At 70.5% G+C, this 20,065-nt stretch carries 18 protein-coding genes and 1 riboswitch; of the genes, 8 read left to right on the forward strand and 10 right to left on the reverse strand.

All coding sequences use genetic code 11. The features are described 5' to 3' along the window. Positions 1–78: 78 nt before the first annotated feature. Positions 79–1,161 carry an LAETG motif-containing sortase-dependent surface protein gene (locus tag ACWD3C_RS00370; protein WP_451138423.1) on the reverse strand — a complete coding sequence of 361 codons (1,083 nt, stop codon included), beginning with the start codon at positions 1,159–1,161 and terminating at the stop codon, positions 79–81. A 297-nt stretch (positions 1,162–1,458) separates the two neighbouring features. Here ACWD3C_RS00370 and ACWD3C_RS00375 point away from each other — a divergent pair, with 297 nt between their 5' ends. Beyond that, positions 1,459–2,187, forward strand: a complete 729-nt coding sequence (locus ACWD3C_RS00375) for a hypothetical protein (protein ID WP_451138425.1) — start codon at positions 1,459–1,461, stop codon at positions 2,185–2,187. A gap of 619 nt (positions 2,188–2,806) precedes the next feature. On the opposite strand, the gene ACWD3C_RS00380 is transcribed toward ACWD3C_RS00375, so the two are convergent. Beyond that, the gene (locus ACWD3C_RS00380; RefSeq protein ID WP_451138427.1) at positions 2,807–3,103 is read right to left on the reverse strand and encodes a chorismate mutase; all 297 of its coding nucleotides are present in this window, start codon (positions 3,101–3,103) and stop codon (positions 2,807–2,809) included. A gap of 437 nt (positions 3,104–3,540) precedes the next feature. Here ACWD3C_RS00380 and guaA point away from each other — a divergent pair, with 437 nt between their 5' ends. Further along, a complete protein-coding gene (gene guaA, locus ACWD3C_RS00385; RefSeq protein ID WP_451138429.1) occupies positions 3,541–5,127 on the forward strand; it encodes a glutamine-hydrolyzing GMP synthase in 1,587 nt (528 codons plus the stop codon). 18 nt (positions 5,128–5,145) lie between these two features. Here the strand turns inward: guaA and ACWD3C_RS00390 are convergent, their stop codons facing one another. Next, complete coding sequence (locus ACWD3C_RS00390; RefSeq protein ID WP_451138431.1) at positions 5,146–5,634, reverse strand: pyridoxamine 5'-phosphate oxidase family protein; 489 nt, start codon at positions 5,632–5,634, stop codon at positions 5,146–5,148. A gap of 243 nt (positions 5,635–5,877) precedes the next feature. Between ACWD3C_RS00390 and ACWD3C_RS00395 the strand changes: the two genes are divergently transcribed. Next, on the forward strand, positions 5,878–6,672 hold the full coding sequence (locus ACWD3C_RS00395; protein ID WP_451138433.1) for a class II aldolase/adducin family protein: 795 nt from the start codon (positions 5,878–5,880) through the stop codon (positions 6,670–6,672). A gap of 168 nt (positions 6,673–6,840) precedes the next feature. Here the strand turns inward: ACWD3C_RS00395 and ACWD3C_RS00400 are convergent, their stop codons facing one another. Further along, positions 6,841–7,728: a DUF4429 domain-containing protein gene (locus ACWD3C_RS00400; RefSeq protein ID WP_451138435.1), complete on the reverse strand. Its 888-nt coding sequence runs from the start codon at positions 7,726–7,728 to the stop codon at positions 6,841–6,843. A gap of 217 nt (positions 7,729–7,945) precedes the next feature. Between ACWD3C_RS00400 and ACWD3C_RS00405 the strand changes: the two genes are divergently transcribed. Together ACWD3C_RS00405 and ACWD3C_RS00410 are read left to right on the forward strand one after the other, a co-directional pair. Then, positions 7,946–9,220 carry a hypothetical protein gene (locus ACWD3C_RS00405; RefSeq protein WP_451138437.1) on the forward strand — a complete coding sequence of 425 codons (1,275 nt, stop codon included), beginning with the start codon at positions 7,946–7,948 and terminating at the stop codon, positions 9,218–9,220. A 185-nt stretch (positions 9,221–9,405) separates the two neighbouring features. After that, a complete protein-coding gene (locus tag ACWD3C_RS00410; RefSeq protein WP_451138439.1) occupies positions 9,406–9,936 on the forward strand; it encodes a DoxX family protein in 531 nt (176 codons plus the stop codon). Between the two features lie 84 nt (positions 9,937–10,020). On the opposite strand, the gene ACWD3C_RS00415 is transcribed toward ACWD3C_RS00410, so the two are convergent. From ACWD3C_RS00415 to ACWD3C_RS00430, 4 genes are all read right to left on the reverse strand, one after another. Next, on the reverse strand, positions 10,021–10,989 hold the full coding sequence (locus ACWD3C_RS00415; protein WP_451138441.1) for a TauD/TfdA dioxygenase family protein: 969 nt from the start codon (positions 10,987–10,989) through the stop codon (positions 10,021–10,023). After that, on the reverse strand, positions 10,986–11,753 hold the full coding sequence (locus ACWD3C_RS00420) for a phytanoyl-CoA dioxygenase family protein (protein ID WP_451138443.1): 768 nt from the start codon (positions 11,751–11,753) through the stop codon (positions 10,986–10,988). Before ACWD3C_RS00420 ends, ACWD3C_RS00415 begins: the two co-directional genes overlap by 4 nt. Before the next feature lie 518 nt (positions 11,754–12,271). Further along, entirely contained in the window at positions 12,272–12,547 is a 276-nt protein-coding gene (locus ACWD3C_RS00425) for a hypothetical protein (protein WP_451138445.1), read from the reverse strand. Beyond that, positions 12,534–14,132 carry a PspC domain-containing protein gene (locus ACWD3C_RS00430; RefSeq protein ID WP_451138447.1) on the reverse strand — a complete coding sequence of 533 codons (1,599 nt, stop codon included), beginning with the start codon at positions 14,130–14,132 and terminating at the stop codon, positions 12,534–12,536. Before ACWD3C_RS00430 ends, ACWD3C_RS00425 begins: the two co-directional genes overlap by 14 nt. Positions 14,133–14,262: 130 nt before the next feature. Here ACWD3C_RS00430 and ACWD3C_RS00435 point away from each other — a divergent pair, with 130 nt between their 5' ends. Then, on the forward strand, positions 14,263–15,588 hold the full coding sequence (locus ACWD3C_RS00435; protein ID WP_451138449.1) for an ATP-binding protein: 1,326 nt from the start codon (positions 14,263–14,265) through the stop codon (positions 15,586–15,588). After that, positions 15,585–16,451, forward strand: coding sequence for a LuxR C-terminal-related transcriptional regulator (locus ACWD3C_RS00440; protein ID WP_451138451.1), 867 nt, complete (start codon positions 15,585–15,587; stop codon positions 16,449–16,451). Before ACWD3C_RS00435 ends, ACWD3C_RS00440 begins: the two co-directional genes overlap by 4 nt. 50 nt (positions 16,452–16,501) lie before the next feature. Here ACWD3C_RS00440 and ACWD3C_RS00445 read toward each other — a convergent pair whose 3' ends face one another. Further along, positions 16,502–17,575: an NlpC/P60 family protein gene (locus tag ACWD3C_RS00445; protein ID WP_451138453.1), complete on the reverse strand. Its 1,074-nt coding sequence runs from the start codon at positions 17,573–17,575 to the stop codon at positions 16,502–16,504. A gap of 442 nt (positions 17,576–18,017) precedes the next feature. On the opposite strand from ACWD3C_RS00445, the gene ACWD3C_RS00450 reads away from it, so the two are divergent. Next, positions 18,018–18,371: a hypothetical protein gene (locus ACWD3C_RS00450; RefSeq protein ID WP_451138455.1), complete on the forward strand. Its 354-nt coding sequence runs from the start codon at positions 18,018–18,020 to the stop codon at positions 18,369–18,371. 37 nt (positions 18,372–18,408) lie between these two features. Here the strand turns inward: ACWD3C_RS00450 and ACWD3C_RS00455 are convergent, their stop codons facing one another. Beyond that, positions 18,409–19,581, reverse strand: coding sequence for an NlpC/P60 family protein (locus ACWD3C_RS00455; RefSeq protein ID WP_451138457.1), 1,173 nt, complete (start codon positions 19,579–19,581; stop codon positions 18,409–18,411). A 9-nt stretch (positions 19,582–19,590) separates the two neighbouring features. After that, a riboswitch (cyclic di-AMP (ydaO/yuaA leader) is annotated at positions 19,591–19,761 on the reverse strand. Positions 19,762–20,065 lie beyond the last annotated feature (304 nt).

Raw genomic sequence — 20,065 nt, forward strand, 5'->3', positions numbered from 1 at the left:
GCGAGGCGTGACGCCTTACGCAGCTTGTGGCGGCCGGTAGGCAGGGGTCCAGTGGCCCGTGGCCGGACGGCCTTACGCCTACCCGGCCGTGTCCTCGCCCTCGCCCTCCCCCTTGCGGCGGCGGACCAGGAACACCGCGCCCGCGCCGACGACGACGGCGGCACCGCCGACGAGGCCGATGACGGGCAGCGCCGAGTCGGCGCCGGTCTCGGCGAGGTTGCCGGGCAGCTCGGACATGTCGCCCTGCGGCTGCTTCGCGGAGCCCTTGTCGGCCTTCTCGTCGTCATCCGGCTCGGCCTCGCCCGGGTCCGGGTTGGCGGAGCCGGGCTTGAGGACGGTGAACTCGTACTCGGCCCAGCCCTCGGCGAAGCACTCCTGGCCGTCGACCTCGTCGAGGTAGGCGCCGGAGCCGAAGGAGTAGGCGTCGCCCGCGGGGGCCTTGGCGTCGATGCCGATGCGGAGGTCGATCTTCTTGTCGGCCCCGGCCTTCAGCCGCTCGGCGTGGAAGAAGTAGTCACCGGCCCACTCGTCGTCGCCGATGCGGGTCCACTTGCCGTCCTCGGGGTTCTTGAACTCCAGGTCGACGAACGGGCTGAGCCACTTGTCCTCGTCCAGCTCGTAGTTCTCGACCTCGGCGTAGAAGACGACGCCGTCGAGGTCGGCCTTCGTCCCGTTGGTGACGACCAGCTGGAACGGGTGGTCCCCGCTGCCCGCGACGATCTTGCCGGGCAGGCCCTTGATGGCGGCGGACACCTTGGCGTCGCTGTACTCCTCGTCGAGCTCCTCGCAGAACGGGACCTCGGGGTCGAGACCCGGCGGCTCCTCCGACATGGACGGGGTGCCCGAAGGGGTCCCGGAGGACGTCTCCGTCGGGGTGCTGGTGGCCGTGTCCTCGTCCTTGTCCTTGTTGTTCTGGCCCGTCGGCGCCGACGGGGTGGGCGTGCTCTCCGGCTCGGACTCCGTCGTGCCTGACTCCGTCGTCTCCGGTGCCGTCTCCGGCGTGTTCTCGGGCGTCGCCTCCGGGGCACTTGTGCTCGGGGTCGTGCTGGGAGTCGCCTCCGGGTCCGTCTCGTCTGCGAACGCGGCCGGGGCCGACAGCAGGGCGAGCGGGGCCATGACAGCGGTCGCCGCGGCGGCGGCCAAGGCCCGGCGAAGCTTCATGAGGTCCTCAACATGACTCGGGTGGAGCACGGCTGTGGCCGTTGGTTCTGCACATGTGACCGGCGAAACCTGTGAAGGGTTGCCCTCGCTCTCACGGAATCTTCATGTGGCCTGAGTCACGCGAAATGCGTGCTGCCGAACTCGCTTGCGGATTTCCTTTCGCGTGATCCGCGTGATCCGCGTGATCCGCGTGAATGGTGCGGCGCCGTGTCACGTACATGAGTACATGAGTGTCACGTACATGATGAAATGTGCACGCGCCAACTGGGAACACGCAAAGCAAGGAAAGCGGGAAACGTGAAGTCGAATATGTCGCGGGCAGCGGTGGCCCTCTTGGCCGTGGCCACGCTGGGACTCACCGCGGCGTGCGGTGGGGGCGGCGACGCGCAGGACGCCAACGGCACCGGGACCAAGCCGTCGCGGCAGGCCACACAGGCTGCCGACGACGCCGAGGGCGCGGCCGCGCTGACCGCCACCCAGCTGGAGAAGGCGGCCCTCGCCGAGGGTGACGTCAAGGGCTACAAGGTCGAGAAGACCCCCGAGGCGGACATGCCCGCCGTGGCCGTGCCCGCCGAGCCGGCCGCCTGCCAGCCGATCGCCGACATGCTCCTCTTCACCTCGGACCCGAAGGCCGAGGCCCGCGTCGGCCGCACGCTCACCACGAAGGACGAACTCGACGCCACCGTCCCCTCCCTCGCCCTGCTCGCGTACGAGGAGAGCGACGCCGAAAAGGTCGTCGGTGATCTGCGTACGGCGACGGAGAAGTGCACCGAGTTCGAGCACACCGACTACAAGTACAGCGGTGTGAAGGCCCTCACGGCCCCCGAACTGGGTGACGAGGCGGTCTCGTACAAGCTCAAGGGCTCGATCGAGGGCACCACCGTGCCCATGGCCTTCACGGTCGTCCGCAGCGGGTCCACGCTCGCGGCGTTCTACGCGTTGAACGCCCTTGACGAGGACAAGGCGCGGGTGCCCGATGACGTGGTCGAGGCACAGCTGACGAAGCTGAAGAGGGTGTCCGGCTGACCGGGGGCGCGCGGATCGGGCGGCTGATCGGGGCGCGCTCACCGGGACGGGCGTGATGCGACGTGACGAAGGGCCCCGCGGCTTCGTACCGCGGGGCCCTTCTGAGTCAGCACCGACGTCAGGGCAGCGCCGGTGCCTGGGAGCGGCGCCGGGGGGTTGCGCCGCTGGTTCGGTCGGCCGGACTGTCCGCCGGTCGGCGCCCCGGCGCACTCGGGGCGCGCACGTGGTATCGACCATTGGCAGTCGGGCGTTGCATTGGCGGGCTGTTCCTGCATCGTGCTGGATGGGTCACGGCCTCCGCAACCGTTTCGACCACCCTTGAACAGATTCCGCCGGTCGGCTCCGGGCGTCCCCGAAGCCGACCGTTCTCTTGGGTGACCGGGCTGCTGTCCCCTGCCGTCCGGTCACAACCCTGGAGCGAGGTCCCACGGCGCACAGCACGATCCGTACGCCTCATCGCCCCAGCGGAGCCACGCGTGGTTCTCTCGGGCCCGCACCTGGCTGACACGGACACCGGGACCAACGAGGCCTGTCGTAGGGCGGTCACGCGCCGTACGGGTGAGAGGGGCGCGTACGTACGTGCGCCGCGCCTGCCCGTACGTATACACCGCCGCCGGTCTCAGACGCGCCCCCGGCACAGCTCCAGCAGGGTCATGGCCAGCGCGGTGCCGGGCTTGCCGAGGGCCTCCCTGTAGTGCCCGAGAACCTCCATCTCGCGGGACAGGTTCACCCGCCGTCCACCGGAGGCGATCCGCGCCTCCTGGATCACAGCGGACACCGCCATCCGCTCCTGGACCAGACCAATGATCCGATCGTCCAGCACGTCGATCCGCTCCCGCGCGTCACTGATCACTCCGGCGGCCTCCTCGGTACGGGCACCGGTCTTCTCGGTCACTTCAGCCGTCGTGGCGGTCATCTCTCAGGGCTCCTCGTGTGTGGTGGGCTCCCCCGGAGCGACACTGCCCGGAAACGCCAGGCGCCCCGGACCTTGTCGGCCCGGGGCGCCTGGGAAGTCGCTTGTCAGTTGCTCAAGCAGCACGACCATGGCAGCCGGTGGGCCGATTGCCATAGGTAAAGACGAAGGTCGAGTGCGTGAGCATGGGAGCAGTATGGACCGGGGAACGGGGCCGGTCCAAACGGGTTCGGATCCTGAGACGGGGAAATCCAGCCCCTCCGGCGTTTGAGGAGCGGGGGTCCGGGGGCTGGCCCCCGAAACAGGGGGCGAAGGGGCGCAGCCCCTGGAGGATGGGACGGGTAGGGGCGGCGGGGGCGAGAAATCCGGCGCCGCACCCCCACCGACACCCCCGGTAGACTCGGCCCCACAGCCCCCGCCAAACCGCCGGAAGGCAACCCGTGTCATCAGCGAACCCCGCTGCCGCCGCCCCCGACACCGTCCTGGTCGTCGACTTCGGCGCCCAGTACGCCCAGCTCATCGCCCGCCGCGTCCGTGAGGCCCGGGTCTACAGCGAGATCGTCCCGAGCACGATGCCGGTGGACGAGATGCTCGCCAAGAACCCGGCGGCGATCATCCTCTCCGGCGGCCCCTCCTCCGTCTACGCCGAGGCCGCTCCCACCGTCGACCGCGCCCTCTTCGAGTCCGGCGTCCCCGTCTTCGGCATGTGCTACGGCTTCCAGCTGATGGCCACGACCCTCGGCGGCACGGTCGACAACACCGGCGCGCGCGAGTACGGCCGTACGCCCCTCCATGTCTCCAAGTCCGGCTCGACCCTCTTCGAGGGCACCCCGGACGAGCAGTCGGTCTGGATGTCGCACGGCGACGCCTGCTCCGCCGCTCCCGAGGGCTTCACGGTCACGGCGTCCACTGACGTCGTCCCGGTCGCGGCCTTCGAGAACGACGAGAAGAAGCTGTACGGCGTCCAGTACCACCCCGAGGTCATGCACTCCACGCACGGCCAGCAGGTACTGGAGCACTTCCTGTACCGGGGCGCGGGGCTCACCCCGAGCTGGACCACCGGCAACGTCATCGAGGAGCAGGTCGAGGCCATCCGCGCCCAGGTCGGCACCGGGCGCGCGATCTGCGGCCTGTCCGGCGGTGTGGACTCGGCGGTCGCCGCGGCCCTCGTCCAGAAGGCCATCGGCTCCCAGCTGACCTGCGTGTACGTCGACCACGGCCTGATGCGCAAGGGCGAGACCGAGCAGGTCGAGAAGGACTTCGTCGCGGCCACCGGCGTACAGCTGAAGGTCGTCGACGCGGAGGAGCGGTTCCTGAAGGCGCTCGCCGGGGTCAGCGACCCCGAGGAGAAGCGGAAGATCATCGGCCGGGAGTTCATCCGGGTCTTCGAGCAGGCGCAGGCCGAGATCATCGCGGAAGCCTCTGGTGACCAGCCTGTCGAGTTCCTCGTCCAGGGCACCCTCTACCCCGACGTGGTCGAGTCCGGCGGCGGCACCGGCACCGCCAACATCAAGTCCCATCACAACGTGGGCGGCCTGCCCGAGGACCTTGAGTTCCAGCTGATCGAGCCGCTGCGCAAGCTCTTCAAGGACGAGGTCCGGATGGTCGGCCAGGAGCTCGGCCTGCCGGAGGAGATCGTCCAGCGCCAGCCGTTCCCCGGCCCCGGCCTGGGCATCCGTATCGTCGGCGAGGTGACGAAGGAGCGTCTCGACCTCCTCCGTGACGCCGACGCCATCGCCCGCGAGGAGCTGACGGCGGCCGGCCTCGACCGTGACATCTGGCAGTGCCCGGTGGTCCTGCTCGCGGACGTCCGCTCCGTCGGCGTCCAGGGCGACGGCCGCACGTACGGCCACCCGATCGTCCTGCGCCCCGTCTCCTCCGAGGACGCCATGACGGCCGACTGGTCGCGACTGCCGTACGACGTCCTGGCGCGGATCTCGACACGGATCACGAACGAGGTGGCCGACGTCAACCGCGTCGTCCTCGATGTGACGAGCAAACCCCCGGGGACGATCGAGTGGGAGTGATCCCGAAGTTTTTGCAGGTCAGGTCCGCTTGAGCGTGCGCACCGGCTCTCCGGGCTTCCAGACCTCGACGACCAGATAGGTGTCGTCCTCGACGTGGGTCCGTACGACCTCCGTCAGCTCGGTGCGGAAGAGGTGGAACGGCTGTGGCGGTTCCACCTCTTCGCCGTAGCGGGCCATGGTCTCCGGGTCGTCCACCTCAATGGCCCGCCCGCTGATCCGTACGTCCCCGCCGCCCATCCCCGTACCCGGCCCCGGGTTCGCCTGGAGCGCGAACCGCGCATCGCGCCGCAGGTCCAGCGCCTTGAGCGAGTCCGGCATCATCCCCAGCCACAACTCACCATTCCTGAAGCGGACTTCGAGCCCGGTCGTGCGCGGGGAGCCGTCCTTGCGGAGGGTGGCGAGGACGTGATGAGTGAAGGCTCCGAAGCGCTCCTCGACGGTCTTGGCGAGATCGGGCTCGGTGGTGACGAACGCGGCCCAGTTCGCAGGCGTACTGCTTGATGTCATACGACTCGCTGTCATACGACGAGTCTGACGCGGACAACAGACATCTTCTGTCGGGTATCCGGGGGATTACCGGGGGTACTCCGATGCCGTCCGGCCGCCGCACCCGGAGACCGCGGGGTTGGCGCTCACGCGTTTCCGTGACTTGCGTAACGGTTGCGCACCTTCTTCACGGAACAGCCCTGTTCTCTTCGGGAGACCGACGGTAACTTCCGCTTCGTAAAGGAACTCAGTGCTGGAGGACATATGCACGGGCCCACACCGCCCCTGCCCCTACCCACCGACCAGCTGCAGTTCGCGATGCCGCCGATGCACGACTCGCTGGACGCCGAGCGCCGGCATCGCCAGGAGCGGCTGGCCGGGGCGCTGCGGATCTTCGGGCGGATGGGGTTCGAGGACGGGGTCTCCGGGCACATCACCGCGCGCGACCCGGAGTTCAGCGACTGCTTCTGGGTCAATCCGTTCGGGATGCCGTTCAAGCACGTCACCGTGAGCGATCTGGTGATGGCGAACGCCGAGGGACAGGTGATCCAGGGCCGTTACCACGTGAACCAGGCGGCGTTCACCGTCCACGTCCAGGTGCACGCCGCCCGCCCCGACGTCGTTGCGGTCGCCCACTGCCACTCGGTGCACGGGCGTGCCCTCGCCGCGCTCGGCGACCTGCTCGACCCGATCACACAGGAGAGCTGCGCCTTCTACGAGGACCACGCACTGTACGACGCGTACAGCGGCGTCGCCGTGGACACGGAGGAGGGCCGCCGGATCGCCTCCGCGCTCGGCAGCCGCAAGGCGCTCGTCCTGCGCAACCACGGGCTCCTGACCGTCGGCGACTCGGTGGACGCGGCGGCGTGGTGGTTCCTGTCGATGGAACGGTCCGCCCAGGTCCAGCTGACGGCGAAGGCGGCGGGCCGTCCGGTCCTCATCGACCACAGGCAGGCGGTGGCGACCCGCGAGCAACTGGGCGGGGACCTGGTGGCGTGGATCAACTACCAGCCCCTGTGGCAGGACATCAGCAGGAGTGAGCCGGATCTGCTGAGCTGAGCGGAGCGCTCCGCGGGAAGCACGGTGATGAACCCGCGGGCCGGTGGGGGCTGGTCGTGCCCACGCGGCGGAGCCGCATATCGATACAGCCCCGCGCCCCTACGGGGCGCTGCCCAACCGCAGCGGACTTCGCCCGACCTGCTGGGAGCCCTTTTCGTACTCGTACGGCTAGAAACCCCTGAGCACGGCGGCCTTCGTCGCCGCGAACTCCTCGTCCGTGAGCACCCCGTCGCGGTGCAGCTCGCCCAACTCGCGCAGGCGGCGCAGGAGTACGTCGTGATGATCGGAGGTGGCTGCGGTGGCGGAGGCGGGCGCGAGGTGGGGCCGGTCCACGTAGTCGAGCGCGCGGGTGGAGGGGTGGGGGAGCCGGGCGGTGACGGCGGTGGCGACGAGGGCCGTGAGCAGGTCGTGGCGGGCGCTGCCCCAGAGGTCGAGGGCGTACGGGTCCTTCTCGGGCGGGAGTTTGGAGAACACCGTCTCGCGGGTCACGAAGCGCAGGAACCCGTCCTCGTAACCGGAGTTGGGCAGCCACTCCACCTGCTTCAGATCGCCGACCGCGATGATCCGCGGGCCGGTCGCGCGCTTGACCCGGTCGGAGGTGTCGCTCCAGTCGATCCGTACCTGCGTACCGTCGAAGGAGACGGTCCCGTCGCTGGAACGAACGGAGACGGGAACGGGCGGGCCGGGGAGGAGATAGGCCTTGGCGGGCTCTTTCGGCACCTGTTCGAGGAGGATCGCCCGCCGTATCTCCTCCGCCACGTACTCGGCGACGCCGGCTCGGTCGATGTCGACGGTCAGCCGGTAGGGATCGGCCGGGTCGGGAAGCCGTCCGCCGGTCGCCTGGAGCAGCGGGTCGGAGCCCTCGCGGAGCCTCAGCCGCAGCCGTCCGCGCTTGCGTTCGGGTTCGAAGACGACGCCCGAGACCGCTTCGAGGGGCACGGCGACCTCCCCGTACGTCTGCCGGAACAATGGCACGGAGCGGTGGAGTCCCGGCGTGATCCGGACCGTGCTGCCGTCGAAGGCCCAGGTCCCGTCCCGCTGGATGATCTCGGCCATACGGAGATTCTCGCAGCCGGGTCAACACGGGGCCCCGTACTTCACTCGCGACTTCACTTGCGCGGAACGGCCCTGCCGGACGCGGGCCGTGTTGCGTACGGCACAATTCGCTGTCATCGCACGGAAGTTGTACGGCGGTGCCGACGTGTGGGCATCCGCTGGTGCTGGGTTCTTGATTGGTTCGTGGACGAGGCGGCGCGGGAAGGCGGGCTCGGGAGTGGCGGTGCAGGAGGCGAGGCAGGGCGCGGGCGCCCACGAGGGCGGTTGCACGTGCGGTGACTGTCCGCACGGGGCGCGCGAGGGACACCGGCGCGCGGTGGCGGAATTCCTGTCCAAGCGCGAGGGGTTCGCGTCCGGACAGGGGCTCCCCGCGGCGGTCGCGCACTCCGCGTCCGCGTCCCGTCAGTGGGTCTCCGACGAACTCACCCAGTCCGCCGCCCTCGTCGCCGAACGGGGCCGCCGGGAGGGCGAGGCATGGCTGGCCCGTCTGTGGCGCCGTACGGCGTGTGTGGTGTGGGGCGCTGTCGGTGTCCTGCTGCTGACCCAGGCCCTCACGGCGATCGGCGCGGGCTGGACGACGGCACGGACGGCCGGACTGCTGGCGGCTGTGGTGGTGGGCGGCGCCCTGACGGGCGCGGGTTACTTCCACCGCGCGCGGGGCGGCGCACTGGCCCCCGTGATCGGCGAGGACAACCGTCTCTCCACCTCCCGTGCGGTGGCGGGCGGTTGGGTGCTCTTCGTGGTGTACGCGGTCCTGGTCCTGGTGGGCCGCCTGGCAGCCGCCTCCACTCCCGCCGAACGCGACGCTCTCATCTCCGGCCTCGACCTCTCCCGCGGCGCGGGTGTCGTGACCGTCCTCGCGGTGGTGTGCGGCATCGCCGTCCTGGTCCGCCGGGTCGTCGGCCTCCGCGTCCTCGGCCAGCGCCTCCAGAAGGTACGCGCCGACCGCCCCCGCGCCGCCGACCTCCTGACCGACGACTCGGGCCGGGGCAGCTTCACGGACATCCAGTACGTGATCGTGGGCGCGGCCGCTCTGCTCTTCGCGGCCGTACGCCTGGCCCGTCACCCCGCCCAACTCCCCGACCTCCCTTGGGGCTTGGCCCTCCTCGTCCTGGTCTCCGCCGCCACCTACGTCGCCGGCAAGTACGCGGAGGGCGGCCGCCCGGTGATCCTCTCCGTGGTGCGCGCGAGGGAGGCGGGCGACCTCGACGCCCCCATCCGCACGGGCGACGACATCGAGATCCGCGGCGCCGGCTTCGTCCCGCCCGGCGCCCACACCGCCGACCGCCTCTCCCGCATGGTCGTCCGCATCGGCCCCGTCCACGTCCACGTCCCTCTCGTTCCCGTGTCCGGCGGCTTCAGCAACCCGACGGACGCGGTCCTCACCGTCCCGGTCCCGGCCGACGTGGAGCCGGGCAAGGTCGAGGTCCAGGTGGTCACGACAGCGGGCGTGGAGACGAACAGATACGCGATCGAGGTGACGGCTGACTGAGGGGGCGAAGACAAGCCGGCCGGTCCCACGGCTTCACCCCCGACGCGGCCCCGAACCGGAAAACCCGAAATCGAAAAACCCGAAAACCGGAAAAGTCACCGTCGGAAGTGAGCGGCGAAGCCTCGCTATGCGTATGGTCTTGTTGAGGACTCAAACACGCGGTGGGTGAGAGGCGGCCGAGACTGATGACGCACGGCATGAGAACCGACCCCGACGCCCCGTACCTCAACAACGGCCGTGACTGGCGCGACGCAGCCACCCGCTACGCCCTGCTCCCCCTTCGCGTCTTCCTCGGCGTCACCTTCATCTACGCCGGCCTCGACAAACTCACCGACAGCGCGTTCCTCTCCGAGTCCGGTTCCGGCTCGATCGGCGACATGATGCGCGCGGTCCGCGGCTCCTCGGCGATCCCGGGCCTCGTCGACATGGCCCTGGAGAACCCCGTGGCCTTCGGCTACACCATCGCCTTCGGTGAACTCGCCGTCGGCATCGGCACCCTCATCGGCCTCTTCGCCCGCCTGGCCGCGTTCGGCGGCGCCCTGATCTCCCTCAGCCTCTGGCTGACGGTCAGTTGGTCCGCCGACCCCTACTACTACGGCAACGACCTCCCCTACCTCATGGCCTGGCTCCCCCTGCTCCTCGCCGGCGCCTCGGTCTTCTCGGTCGACGCGGCCATCCGAGCCCGCCGCAGGCAACGAGCGGGCGGATACCGCTGACAGGCGGATACCACCGGACAGGGCAAACAGGGCGGCTGGACAGGGCGAACACCGCGAACGCGGCGCCGCGACAGCCGCCGAACCTTAATTCCCCGTCCCCCGATGCAACGGCTCCCCGACGACCGACTCGGAGGGGACCCCGTCCACACCGACGGGTATCTCCCCGGCGACCATCACCCGGTGCATGATCCGCGGAGCGTCCAGGTGAGCCGTGTCGTTGGGCGCGAGATGCACCGTGGCACGGTTGTCCCACAGCGCCACACTCCCGGGCTCCCAACGGAACCGCACCGTGTACTCCGGCCGCGTGATCTGCTCCACGAACATCTCCAGCAACAGTCTGCTCTCGGCCCGGGACACGTCGACGATGTGCTCGACGTAGTACGGGTTGACGTACAGGACGCGTTCCCCGCTCTCCGGGTGGACCCGCACCACGGGATGCACGGACGCCACCTGGTGGTCCTGGAGATGCCGCAGGTAGGCGTCGGGCCCGGAACGTGGCAGATAGCCGACCCCGAGCCGGTGCTCGGCCCGCAGTCCGTCGGCGAAGCGCCGCACGGGCTCGGACAGTCCCGCGTACGCGGTCGCCAGATTGGCCCATGTGGTGTCTCCGCCGTACGGCGGCACACTCTCGGCGCGGAGCAGGGTCAGGGCCGGCGGGTCGATGCGCGCGGTGTGGTCCGCGTGCCAGCCGCGCAGCGTCGAGTGGCGGCGGCGCTCCAGCCACTCGGCGCGCGACATCCCGTGCCGCCCCGCCAGCTCCAGCCGGTCGGCCGTCGTCTCGACCTGCGGAAAGTCCACGGGTGACGCCGAGCCCCGGGACCGCAGCGTGATCGGCTCCCCGAAGCGCCGGGCGAACGTCACCTGCCCCGCGTGGTCCAGCTTCTGCTCCCGGAAGAACACCACCTTCCAGCGCAGCAGCGCCGCCCGTATCTCCGCGACGACCGCGTCGTCGAGGGGACCCGCCAGATCCACGCCGTGGATCTCCGCCCCGATGTACCCGGCGGCCGGCCGCACACCGAGCCCGACCGCAGGCCGGTTCGTGTCGTTGCTCATCGACTCCTCGTCATCCTTCTGGGCCGCTCACCGCCGGCGTCCGGCGGACCGGACGCCCAACGGTTCAGGTAGGCCGGGTGGTAGCTCCGCGACCGCACCGACAGACGGTGGCCCCGCTCGACCGGCGCCCCTCGGTGCGCGATATCGCTGTCGATCACGATCAGACTGCCCGCCGGACCCTCCACGGGCACCAGCCCCGTGGTGAACTCCGGCTCGGGCAGCCGGGTCTGCCGCGAATCCGGCAGTGTCAGACGCCGACGGTTCTCCCGCTGGAGCGCCTTCGCGTGCCCCTGGGACCCGGGAAGGCAGCGGAACGCGCCGTTGGCCGTGGTGGTGTCGGTCAGATAGAGGAAGAACTTCAGCTGCGGCATACGGTCGTAGTGCATCTGCTGGCCGAGGTGCTCGGTGCCCACCACGTCCCGCACGACCATCAGGTCGTGGTTGAAGACATACGGCTCCCTCCCGAAGAACTCCTCTGCGACCCCCCGCATCCACTCCGCCTCGAACACCTCGGCCAGCCGCGCACAGTCGGCGACCGCCCGGGCACGCTCCAGCCGTATGCCATCACCCTCCGGGTAACTGCTCAGCTGCCGCGCGTGGCCGGGCTGCCGGTCCAGCACCGCAGACGCCTCGCCCGCGACAGCCGCCACCACCTCGGCGCCACCGAGATACCCCGGCAGGAACGCGAGCCCGTGCTCCGACACCGCCCGGGACACGGCCCCGGCGTCCACCACCGCGACCTCGAACGGACAGCTCTTCCCCATACGCGTCAGCCCCCAACGGCCCAAGAGCGTCAGCCCCGTCCCCTGCCGTCCGCTCTGTGTGCCCCGGCCTTCCCCCGCCATCACCCACGCATGCCGGACAGAGCCGAAGGTGTCCTGATTTCAGGGCGCCCGCCATGCCCCTCCGGCGGGCGTACACCGGGCCAGGGCGAGGCCGACAGGACTCACGCCGGCCCCGAACGCGGTGCCGGCGGCCCGCTCCCGCTCCGGGCCCCGGCCCAACCCCTCAAAGGCTCCCGACGCTCACCGGCTCGTGACCTGAACCGTCACGGGCTCTCGATGCATACGGGCTGGTGACCTGAACCGTCACAGCCTCTCGACGCACACGGGCTCCTGACCCCACAGGACCACCCAGGACCCCACAGGCTCCCGACACTCACGGGCCCTCGGCGCCCGCAGGCCCTCAATGCTTCATAGGCTCCCGATGCCGGCAAGCCCTCAGCGCCCTCACAGATTCTCGACGCCGACAGTCCCTCGGCGCCCCGCAGGCCCCCGCTGCCTCACATGCCTTGGCCGTGGGGCCCCGGCACCTCCGCGTCCGGCGGTTGTATGGACTCCGGAGCGCGCCGTGTCCGCCCGGACACCCGGCGTCTGCGTATCGCGTGGTTCAGGAACCCCACCGCGCTCGCGAGGCACAGGCCGAAGAAGACGAGGGGGATCACCGCGAACCACGGAGTGTCCCAGGCGCCGCCCGCGTCACCGGCGTAGATCACACCGGCGAGGGTGAGGAAGGAACCGGCGACGAGCTTGCCGGGCTGGAAGTCATGACGCAGCACGGGCCACCTCCGCCTGTCCCACGCCGACTTCGAGGTCGAGGTCGAGCGTGCCGCCGTTCTCGGCGTCACTCGTCGAACCGCTCGTGGGCGGTAGCGTCAACTGCTCGCGCTTGTCCGGTGCCACGTCCACGTCCTCCTTGTCCTCACCCGGCAACTGGATGTCGCCCACACCAACTTCGATGTTCAGCTTCACGGTGACGTCCGGTGGGACGATCACCTTCAGCTTGCCGACGCCCACTTCCGCGCCCATCGTGACCGTCTGCCCCTCGGACAGGTTCAGCTGCGTCAGGTCCAGCGTGGCCACGCCGGTGCCCAGCTCGTACTGCGGCTGCACCCGTGCCACGGTCGTCGGCGTCCACTCCGTGCGTATCCAGTGGGTGCTGATGTTCGCCGGAAGCGCCGCCGAGGCCGCCAGCAGCCCCGCGGTGACCACTGCGAGGAAGATCGAGCCGATCCCCGTGCGCCCCAGGAACGCGCTGACCGCGATGCCCAGGCCGAACACGATCAGGGCGCAGGCCAGCCCGGTCTGCAGGCTGGTGGCCAGCCCGTGGTCGTCCCACGTCAGGCTGGTACCCAGACCGCCGGCCAGCAGGGCGAGCAGGAACACCCAGCCGCCTATCCAGCGCGGACCCCGAGGCTTGGGCTCGCGTGCGGTGCGTGTGTCCTGGCGGTACGGCGTGCCGTGGGCGATGTTGATCGCTGCGGCGATGTCACGGTCCCGGGCGTCCCACGGTCCCCACAGATAGCCCGTGCCGCCCACATGCGTGCCGTCCTTGACGATCGGGTCACGCCACCAGGAGGGGCGGGAGGCGGGGACGGGCGGGGCCTGGGCCTCCGGCGGGGCGTCGGCGACGGCCTGCGCGGCGAGCGGGTCGGGGTCGGGGGTACCGCGCTGCTGCGACCAGTACCCCGCGCCGGCCAGGAGGAGGGAGAGCACGACGGCGAAGGTCAGTACGGAGCCGTTGCCCAGCAGGGTGAGAAACACGCCGCAGCCGACCAGGGCGAAGAGCACGGCCGCCATGGCCTGGCCGTCGACGCGGCCGGTCAGCAGCTTGCGTACCTCGTTCTCCTCCTCGTCGTCGTACGGCACGAACAGCCACACGAAGCCGTAGAAGATGAGCCCGAGACCGCCGGCCGCGGCCAGCACCGCGAGCACGATCCGGAAGATCACCGGATCCATGTCGCACTGCCGTCCCAGCCCGGCACACACCCCGCCCAGCATCTTGAACCGCCGGTCACGCCGGAGCCTGGCCGGAATGGCGGGCCCGGCCTGCTCGGCAGGTCCCGCCGGCCCGGTCGGCCCGGCGGGATCACCGGGTCCGCCCGGTCCCTCCGGTCCGCCCGGTCGGCCAGGAGCGCCGGTCGTCCCCTCGGTCCCCTTCGCCTGATCCGCACCCGCACCCGCACCCGCACCCGCACCCGCACCCGCGTGCGCGCTCGTGCTCGCGTGTGCGTGCGGGTGCGCGTGCGCGCGCGGCTCCTTGACCATGCCCGGTGCGGGCACGGCGCCCCGCGGCCCGGAGCCTGGCTGCTGGGCGTCCGAGCCGGGGCCCGGGTCCCCTGCCGCGTGCTGCTGATCCGTCATGTGTCCATCGTGACCGCAGAGGCCGCCCGACGGCAGTCGGGATGACCCTGGCCGAACCCTGATATTGGCCCAGGGAAGTGTTCGATCTCGGGTTGGTCGAAGATCAGGGGAGTCTCGGGGGTCGACCCTGATGCCCCAGCCCGCCATGCGTGTGAACATCGATGGCATGCCGGAAGCCGCAGCACTGCCAGTCGACACCCCGCGGCCCCCGCGCAAGCTCTACCGCAGCAGCGACGGACGCTGGCTCGGAGGCGTGGCGCGAGGGCTCGCCGGGCATCTCGGGCTGCCTGTGGCCTGGGTGCGCATCGTGTTCGTCGGCCTGTTCCTCGCGGACGGCCTCGGCACGCTGGTGTACGCGGCGTTCTGGTTCTTCGTCCCGCTCGGCGTGGGCGGCGTCGACAACCAGCGGCCCCCTGCCATCGCCACCGAGACCGCGCCGGACGGCCGCCGCAGACTCGTGGCACGCAAGCCGGACAAGGGCCAGATCGTCGCCCTGCTCCTCATGGTCGTCGTGGCCATGGTCTTCGTCGGCAATGTGAACCTCGGCGACGGGGCCGAGGCGTATCTGTTGCCGACCGTGCTGGTCGCCGCGGGCGTCGCCCTGGTCTGGCGCCAGGCGGACAACGCGCGGCGGGCCCGGTGGGTCGAGGTCGGCCGCCGTCGCCGCACGCTCACGCTGCTCCGCTCCGTGGCCGGCATCCTGCTCGTCACCGCGGGCGTCTCCGGGATATTCGTCCTGCAGGGCTCCGCCGCCCACCTCGGCTCGGTGCTGCAGGCGGCGCTCGCGGTCCTCGTCGGCATAGCGCTGCTCGCCGGCCCTTACCTCGTCCGCATGACCCAGGACCTCTCCGAGGAGCGGCTCATGCGTATCCGCGCCCAGGAGCGGGCGGAGGTCGCGGCCCACGTCCACGACTCGGTGCTGCACACGCTCACGCTGATACAGCGCAACGCGGAGAACGCGAACGAGGTACGCCGCCTCGCCCGCGCCCAGGAGCGCGACCTGCGCAACTGGCTCTACAAACCCGAGGGCACCGGCAAGGACGAGGACGACGAGCCCGATACGCTCGCCGAGGCCGTACGGAGGTGCGCCGCGGAGGTCGAGGACAAGCACGGCGTCCCCATCGAAGTCGTCATAGTCGGCGACTGCCCTCTCGACGAGGGCTTGACCGCGCAGATGCAGGCCGCCCGCGAGGCGATGGTGAACGCGGCCAAGTACGGTGGCGAGGGCGGCGCCGTACAGGTCTACGCTGAAGTCGAGGGCAAGACGGTCTTCGTGTCCGTCCGCGACCGCGGCCCCGGCTTCGACCTCGACTCGATACCCGCCGACCGCATGGGCGTTAGAGAATCGATCATCGGCCGCATGGAGCGCAACGGCGGCACGGCACGGCTCCGAGCCGTACCGGACGGCGGCACGGAGGTCGAGCTGGAGATGGAGAGGGCGGAGACGACGTCATGAGCGAGGCGAACGGGCGGGACGAGTCGCTAGAGAACGTGGCGGGCACGAACGGGCCTTCCGGGCAGGAGAGTTCGCCCGGCGTGGACGAGCCCCCGGTGGCCGCCGCTAGCGGTGAGCCGGCCCAGGGCGTCGAGCCGGGCGCGGTCGGGCCCGACAAGGCCGGGCCCGACAAGGCCGCGGCGGCGAGTGGCTCCGGGCCCGGGCGGCATGCCCGGGTGGTGCTGGTGGACGACCACCGCATGTTCCGTACGGGCGTGCAGGCCGAGATCGGGCAGACGGCGCGTACGGGCGTCGAGGTGGTCGGGGAGGCCGCGGACGTCGACCAGGCGGTGAGCGTCATCACCGCCACCCGCCCCGAGGTGGTGCTCCTCGACGTCCATCTGCCGGGCGGCGGCGGGGTGGAAGTACTGCGCCGCTGCGCCGCGTTGATGGCCGACGCCGAGCAGCCCGTCCGCTTCCTCGCCCTGTCCGTCTCGGACGCGGCGGAGGACGTCATCGGTGTCATCCGCGGCGGTGCGCGCGGCTATGTCACGAAGACGATCACCGGCACGGACCTGGTGAACTCCATCTTCCGGGTCCAGGACGGAGACGCGGTCTTCTCGCCACGGCTGGCCGGCTTCGTCCTCGACGCCTTCGCCTCGACCGACGCCCCGCCCGTCGACGAGGACCTCGACCGACTCACCCAGCGCGAGCGTGAGGTACTCCGCCTCATCGCCCGCGGGTACGCGTACAAGGAGATCGCCAAGCAGCTCTTCATCTCCGTCAAGACGGTGGAGTCCCATGTCTCCGCCGTCCTGCGCAAGCTCCAGCTCTCCAACCGTCATGAGCTGACCCGGTGGGCGACGGCGCGGCGACTGGTGTGACCGGGGCCGGTGACGGCTCGCGACCGACGCCACCCCGTGCGGCGCCCGGCTCACACGACCCGAGTGGCTCCCGCGAACGGCATCTCGTCGATCGGGGCCAGCCGGACCGGGGCCGACGGGTTCGGGGCGTGGATCATCTGGCCGTGGCCCACGTAGATGCCGACGTGGCTGATCCCGGAGTAGAAGAAGACCAGGTCACCTGGCTGGAGTTCGGAGCGCGCGACCCGCTGGCCGGCGTCGATCTGGGCGTACGTCGTGCGGGGCAGTGAGATGCCGGCGGAGCGGTACGCGGCCTGGGTCAGGCCCGAGCAGTCGAAGGCGTCGGGGCCGGTGGCGCCCCAGACGTAGGGGCTGCCGAGTTTGGAGTAGGCGTACGAGACGGCCGCCGCGGCGCGGGAGTTGGGCGCGGCGGCGGTGGAGGACGACGGCGAGACGGGGCCCGGGTCCCGTACGGCCGCGGAGGAAGAGCGCGAGGCGTGCCCCGTCCCGCCCTCCCTGTCCAGCTGGGCGCGCTCCTCGGCCGACAGCCGGGCGAGGAGCTGCCGGGCCTCGGCCAGCTTCCCGGTGATCGTGCCCTTGTGCCGCTTCAGCTCCGCCTGCCGTGACTTGAGGGAGGTCAGCTCGATGTGTGCGGCCCCCCGCAGCTGTTCGATCTCGCGCAACTGCTTGCGCACGCGTGCCAGGTCGGAGGCCTGCCGGCTGCCGACGCGTTCGGCGAACGCGGCGCCCTCCAGGTACCGGTCCGGATCGCCGGACAGCGCGAGCTGCACCGCAGGATCGATGCCGCCGCCCCGGTACTGGGCGGCCGCCATCGAACCCAGCTTGTCCCGCGCCGAGTTGAGGCCCTCCGTGCGGCGCGCGGCCTCGTCCCGCAGCTCCTCCAGCCGCTCCTGCGCCTTGTCGGCCTTCTCCTTGGCCCCGTTGTACTTCTCGGTGGCGGCCTCCGCCTCCTCGTACAGCTTGTTCACCTTCGCCTTGACCTGCGTCGGTGTGAGTTCGGGCTCGGCGTGCCCGGTTCCGTCGAAGCCGGTCGCACTCGCCGCGCCCGCGAGGGCGATCGTGGCGGCGGTGCGGGCCGTATTGCCGCTGAGCGAGCGCTGTCGGGGCTTGCGGTGCGCTGCCACGTGGACTCCACGTCCTCTCGTACGGCCGCCGTCTGCACACAGACCGCCTGGGGGAGCGGTTGCACGTCCGGCGGCGCCCGCACAGGGGGAGCGGGACGCCGCCGGACCTTCTCGGCGGGGTGTCCGACTGCCGCCCCTGGCCCGGGCGGCGGTGGGGAGCCGGTCACCTGGTGGAGGACGCTAAACCTGACCGCGACGGCGGCGTGACGCGTTGTACGGAACTGGCGCGGGTGGACCGCCGGGTGACCGCATACGACCGTGATCCCGGTCCGCCGCCGACGACTTCGCGCGGTGCGATGACCAATGCGGCGATTCCGGGACATCGGGGGGCCGTGCGGTGCTATGGGGCGCATATATGCGAGTTTTCGGGGTGGCCCTGCGGACTCTCCGGGGGCCGGTCCGGTGTCGGACAGCGGCCAGGGGCCTTAATAGGCTCCGCCCCATGGACGTACTCATTCACATCTTCGTCGCCCTGCACATCATCGGCATCGCCGCCCTCCTGGGCGGCTTCCTCACCCAGATGAAGGCGATGGGCGAGGGCACGGCCCGCTTCGTCCCCGCGATGCTCCACGGCGCGCTCACCATGCTCGTCACCGGCGTGGTCCTCGTCGGCCTCAACCAGGCCGACGATCAGACCGTCAACAACGTCAAGGTCGGAGTGAAGCTGGCGCTGCTGGTCGTGATCCTCGGGCTCGTGTATGTGAAACGGGACGAGGAGAAGGTGGACAAGGGCCTGTTCGGGCTGGTGGGGCTGCTGACCACGGCCAACGTCTTCATCGCGGTGATGTGGACCTGAGGAGGGCAGCCCCCGGAGCGCCTACGCCCGTCTCACGTCACGCCGGCCGCACCACGCTGTGGATCGACGACTCCCCGTCGTAGAAGATCGACTCCTCGCGGACGTACGTGCCGGGCTTGGGTGCGTGGATCATCATGCCGTTGCCGATGTAGAGGCCGACGTGGCTGATGTCGTCGTAGAAGAAGACCAGGTCACCGGGGGTGATGTCGGCGAGGGAGACCGTGGTGCCCGCCTTGACCTGGTCCCAGGTGGTGCGCGGGAGGTCGACGCCGGCGGCCTTCCAGGTGGCCTGGGTGAGGCCGGAGCAGTCGTAGGAGTCGGGGCCGGTGGCGCCCCAGACGTACGGCTTGCCGATCTGGGCGCGGGCGAAGGCGAGGGCCTTGGCGGCCTTGGTGGCGTAGGTGGGGTCCTCCGCCACGGTGCTGGTGGAGGCGCTGGGTTCCGTTGAAGTCGAAGCCGAGCCGCTGGGAGCGCTGGTGGTCTCCTGCTGCTCGGTCTGGGCGGCCTGCGCCGCCGCCTGCTGCTCCGCGAGCTCCTGCGCCTTGCGCTCGGCCTCCTCCTGCTGCTTCCGCTCGATCGCCGCGAGGCGGGCCTTCTCCTCGGCGGTGAGCTCCGAGAGCAGTTCGCGGGCCGCGGTGAGCTTCGCCTGGACGGTGGCCTTGGTGGTCTTGAGCGTGCTCTGCGACTCGGTGAGCGTTTCGAGGCTCTCGGTCGCCTCCTGCCGCTTCTCCTCGGTCTCGGCCTGCTGCGTGATGTACTCGTCGACGGTCTCCTTCTGACGCTCGGTCAGACGATCCATCAGCTGGTTCTGGTCGAAGTAGTCCTGGGGACTGTCGGCCAGCAGGAAGGTCGCCGTGCCGGAGTCGGCCGCGCCGGTGCGGTACTGGGCGGCGGCGAACGAACCCAGCTTCTCCCGCGCCTCGTTGAGCTTCTCCGTGCGCTGGGCGACGTCGTCCAGGAGGGTGTCGACGCGCTCCTTCTGCTTGGTCGTCTTCTCCTTGACCGCGTTGTACTTCTCGGTGGCCGACCCGGCCTGGCGGTAAAGGTCGCCGACCTTCTTCTCGACCTCTTCGAGGCTCGGCTTGTCGTCGGTCGAGGGAGCGGCGTCGGCCGTCTGCGAGAGCAGGGCCACGGAGGTGAGGGCGGCCGTCGCGAGGGCGGGGGTGCGTATGCCTGTGCGGGCAGGACGCGGCTTTCGGTGCGGCGCCATGGCGCAGCGACTCCTTCCGTTGTCCGCCTACCGAGTTAGCTGTCGGGTTCGGGCGCGTGCTTCGGAAGGTTTGCCCTACGACTCCTGCCGCGGACGGCAGCCGAGTCGATTCACCCCAAGGTCGGTGGGTCCCCGGCTCCGGCTGCCACGCGGGCGCACCGGACTCAGCGGAGGCAGTACGGCCCGGCGACGTTCGCCGGTGGGGGTCGTACGGCCTGTTTAGCACGCTAGCCAACTCGTGTGGCCCCTGGGAAGGTTGATGTTCGATATGCCCGATACGTTTTCGTGACCTTATCTTGAAGCGGTGGCGGCCGCGGCCGGTTCTGGATGGTCTAGGAATGTTTGTAGGGTTTTGTGATGTTCGCCCCAATCTGGCAGTGGGCTCAGGTGGCTTGGTTGCGGACCGCGACAGTGTGACGCTTGAGGGTGAGAGGCGCCCGGGGCGGCCGACTCTGGAGGATCCCCCGCCGCTGAGCGCCGCCCC

Source organism: Streptomyces sp. NPDC002845, assembly GCF_053591955.1.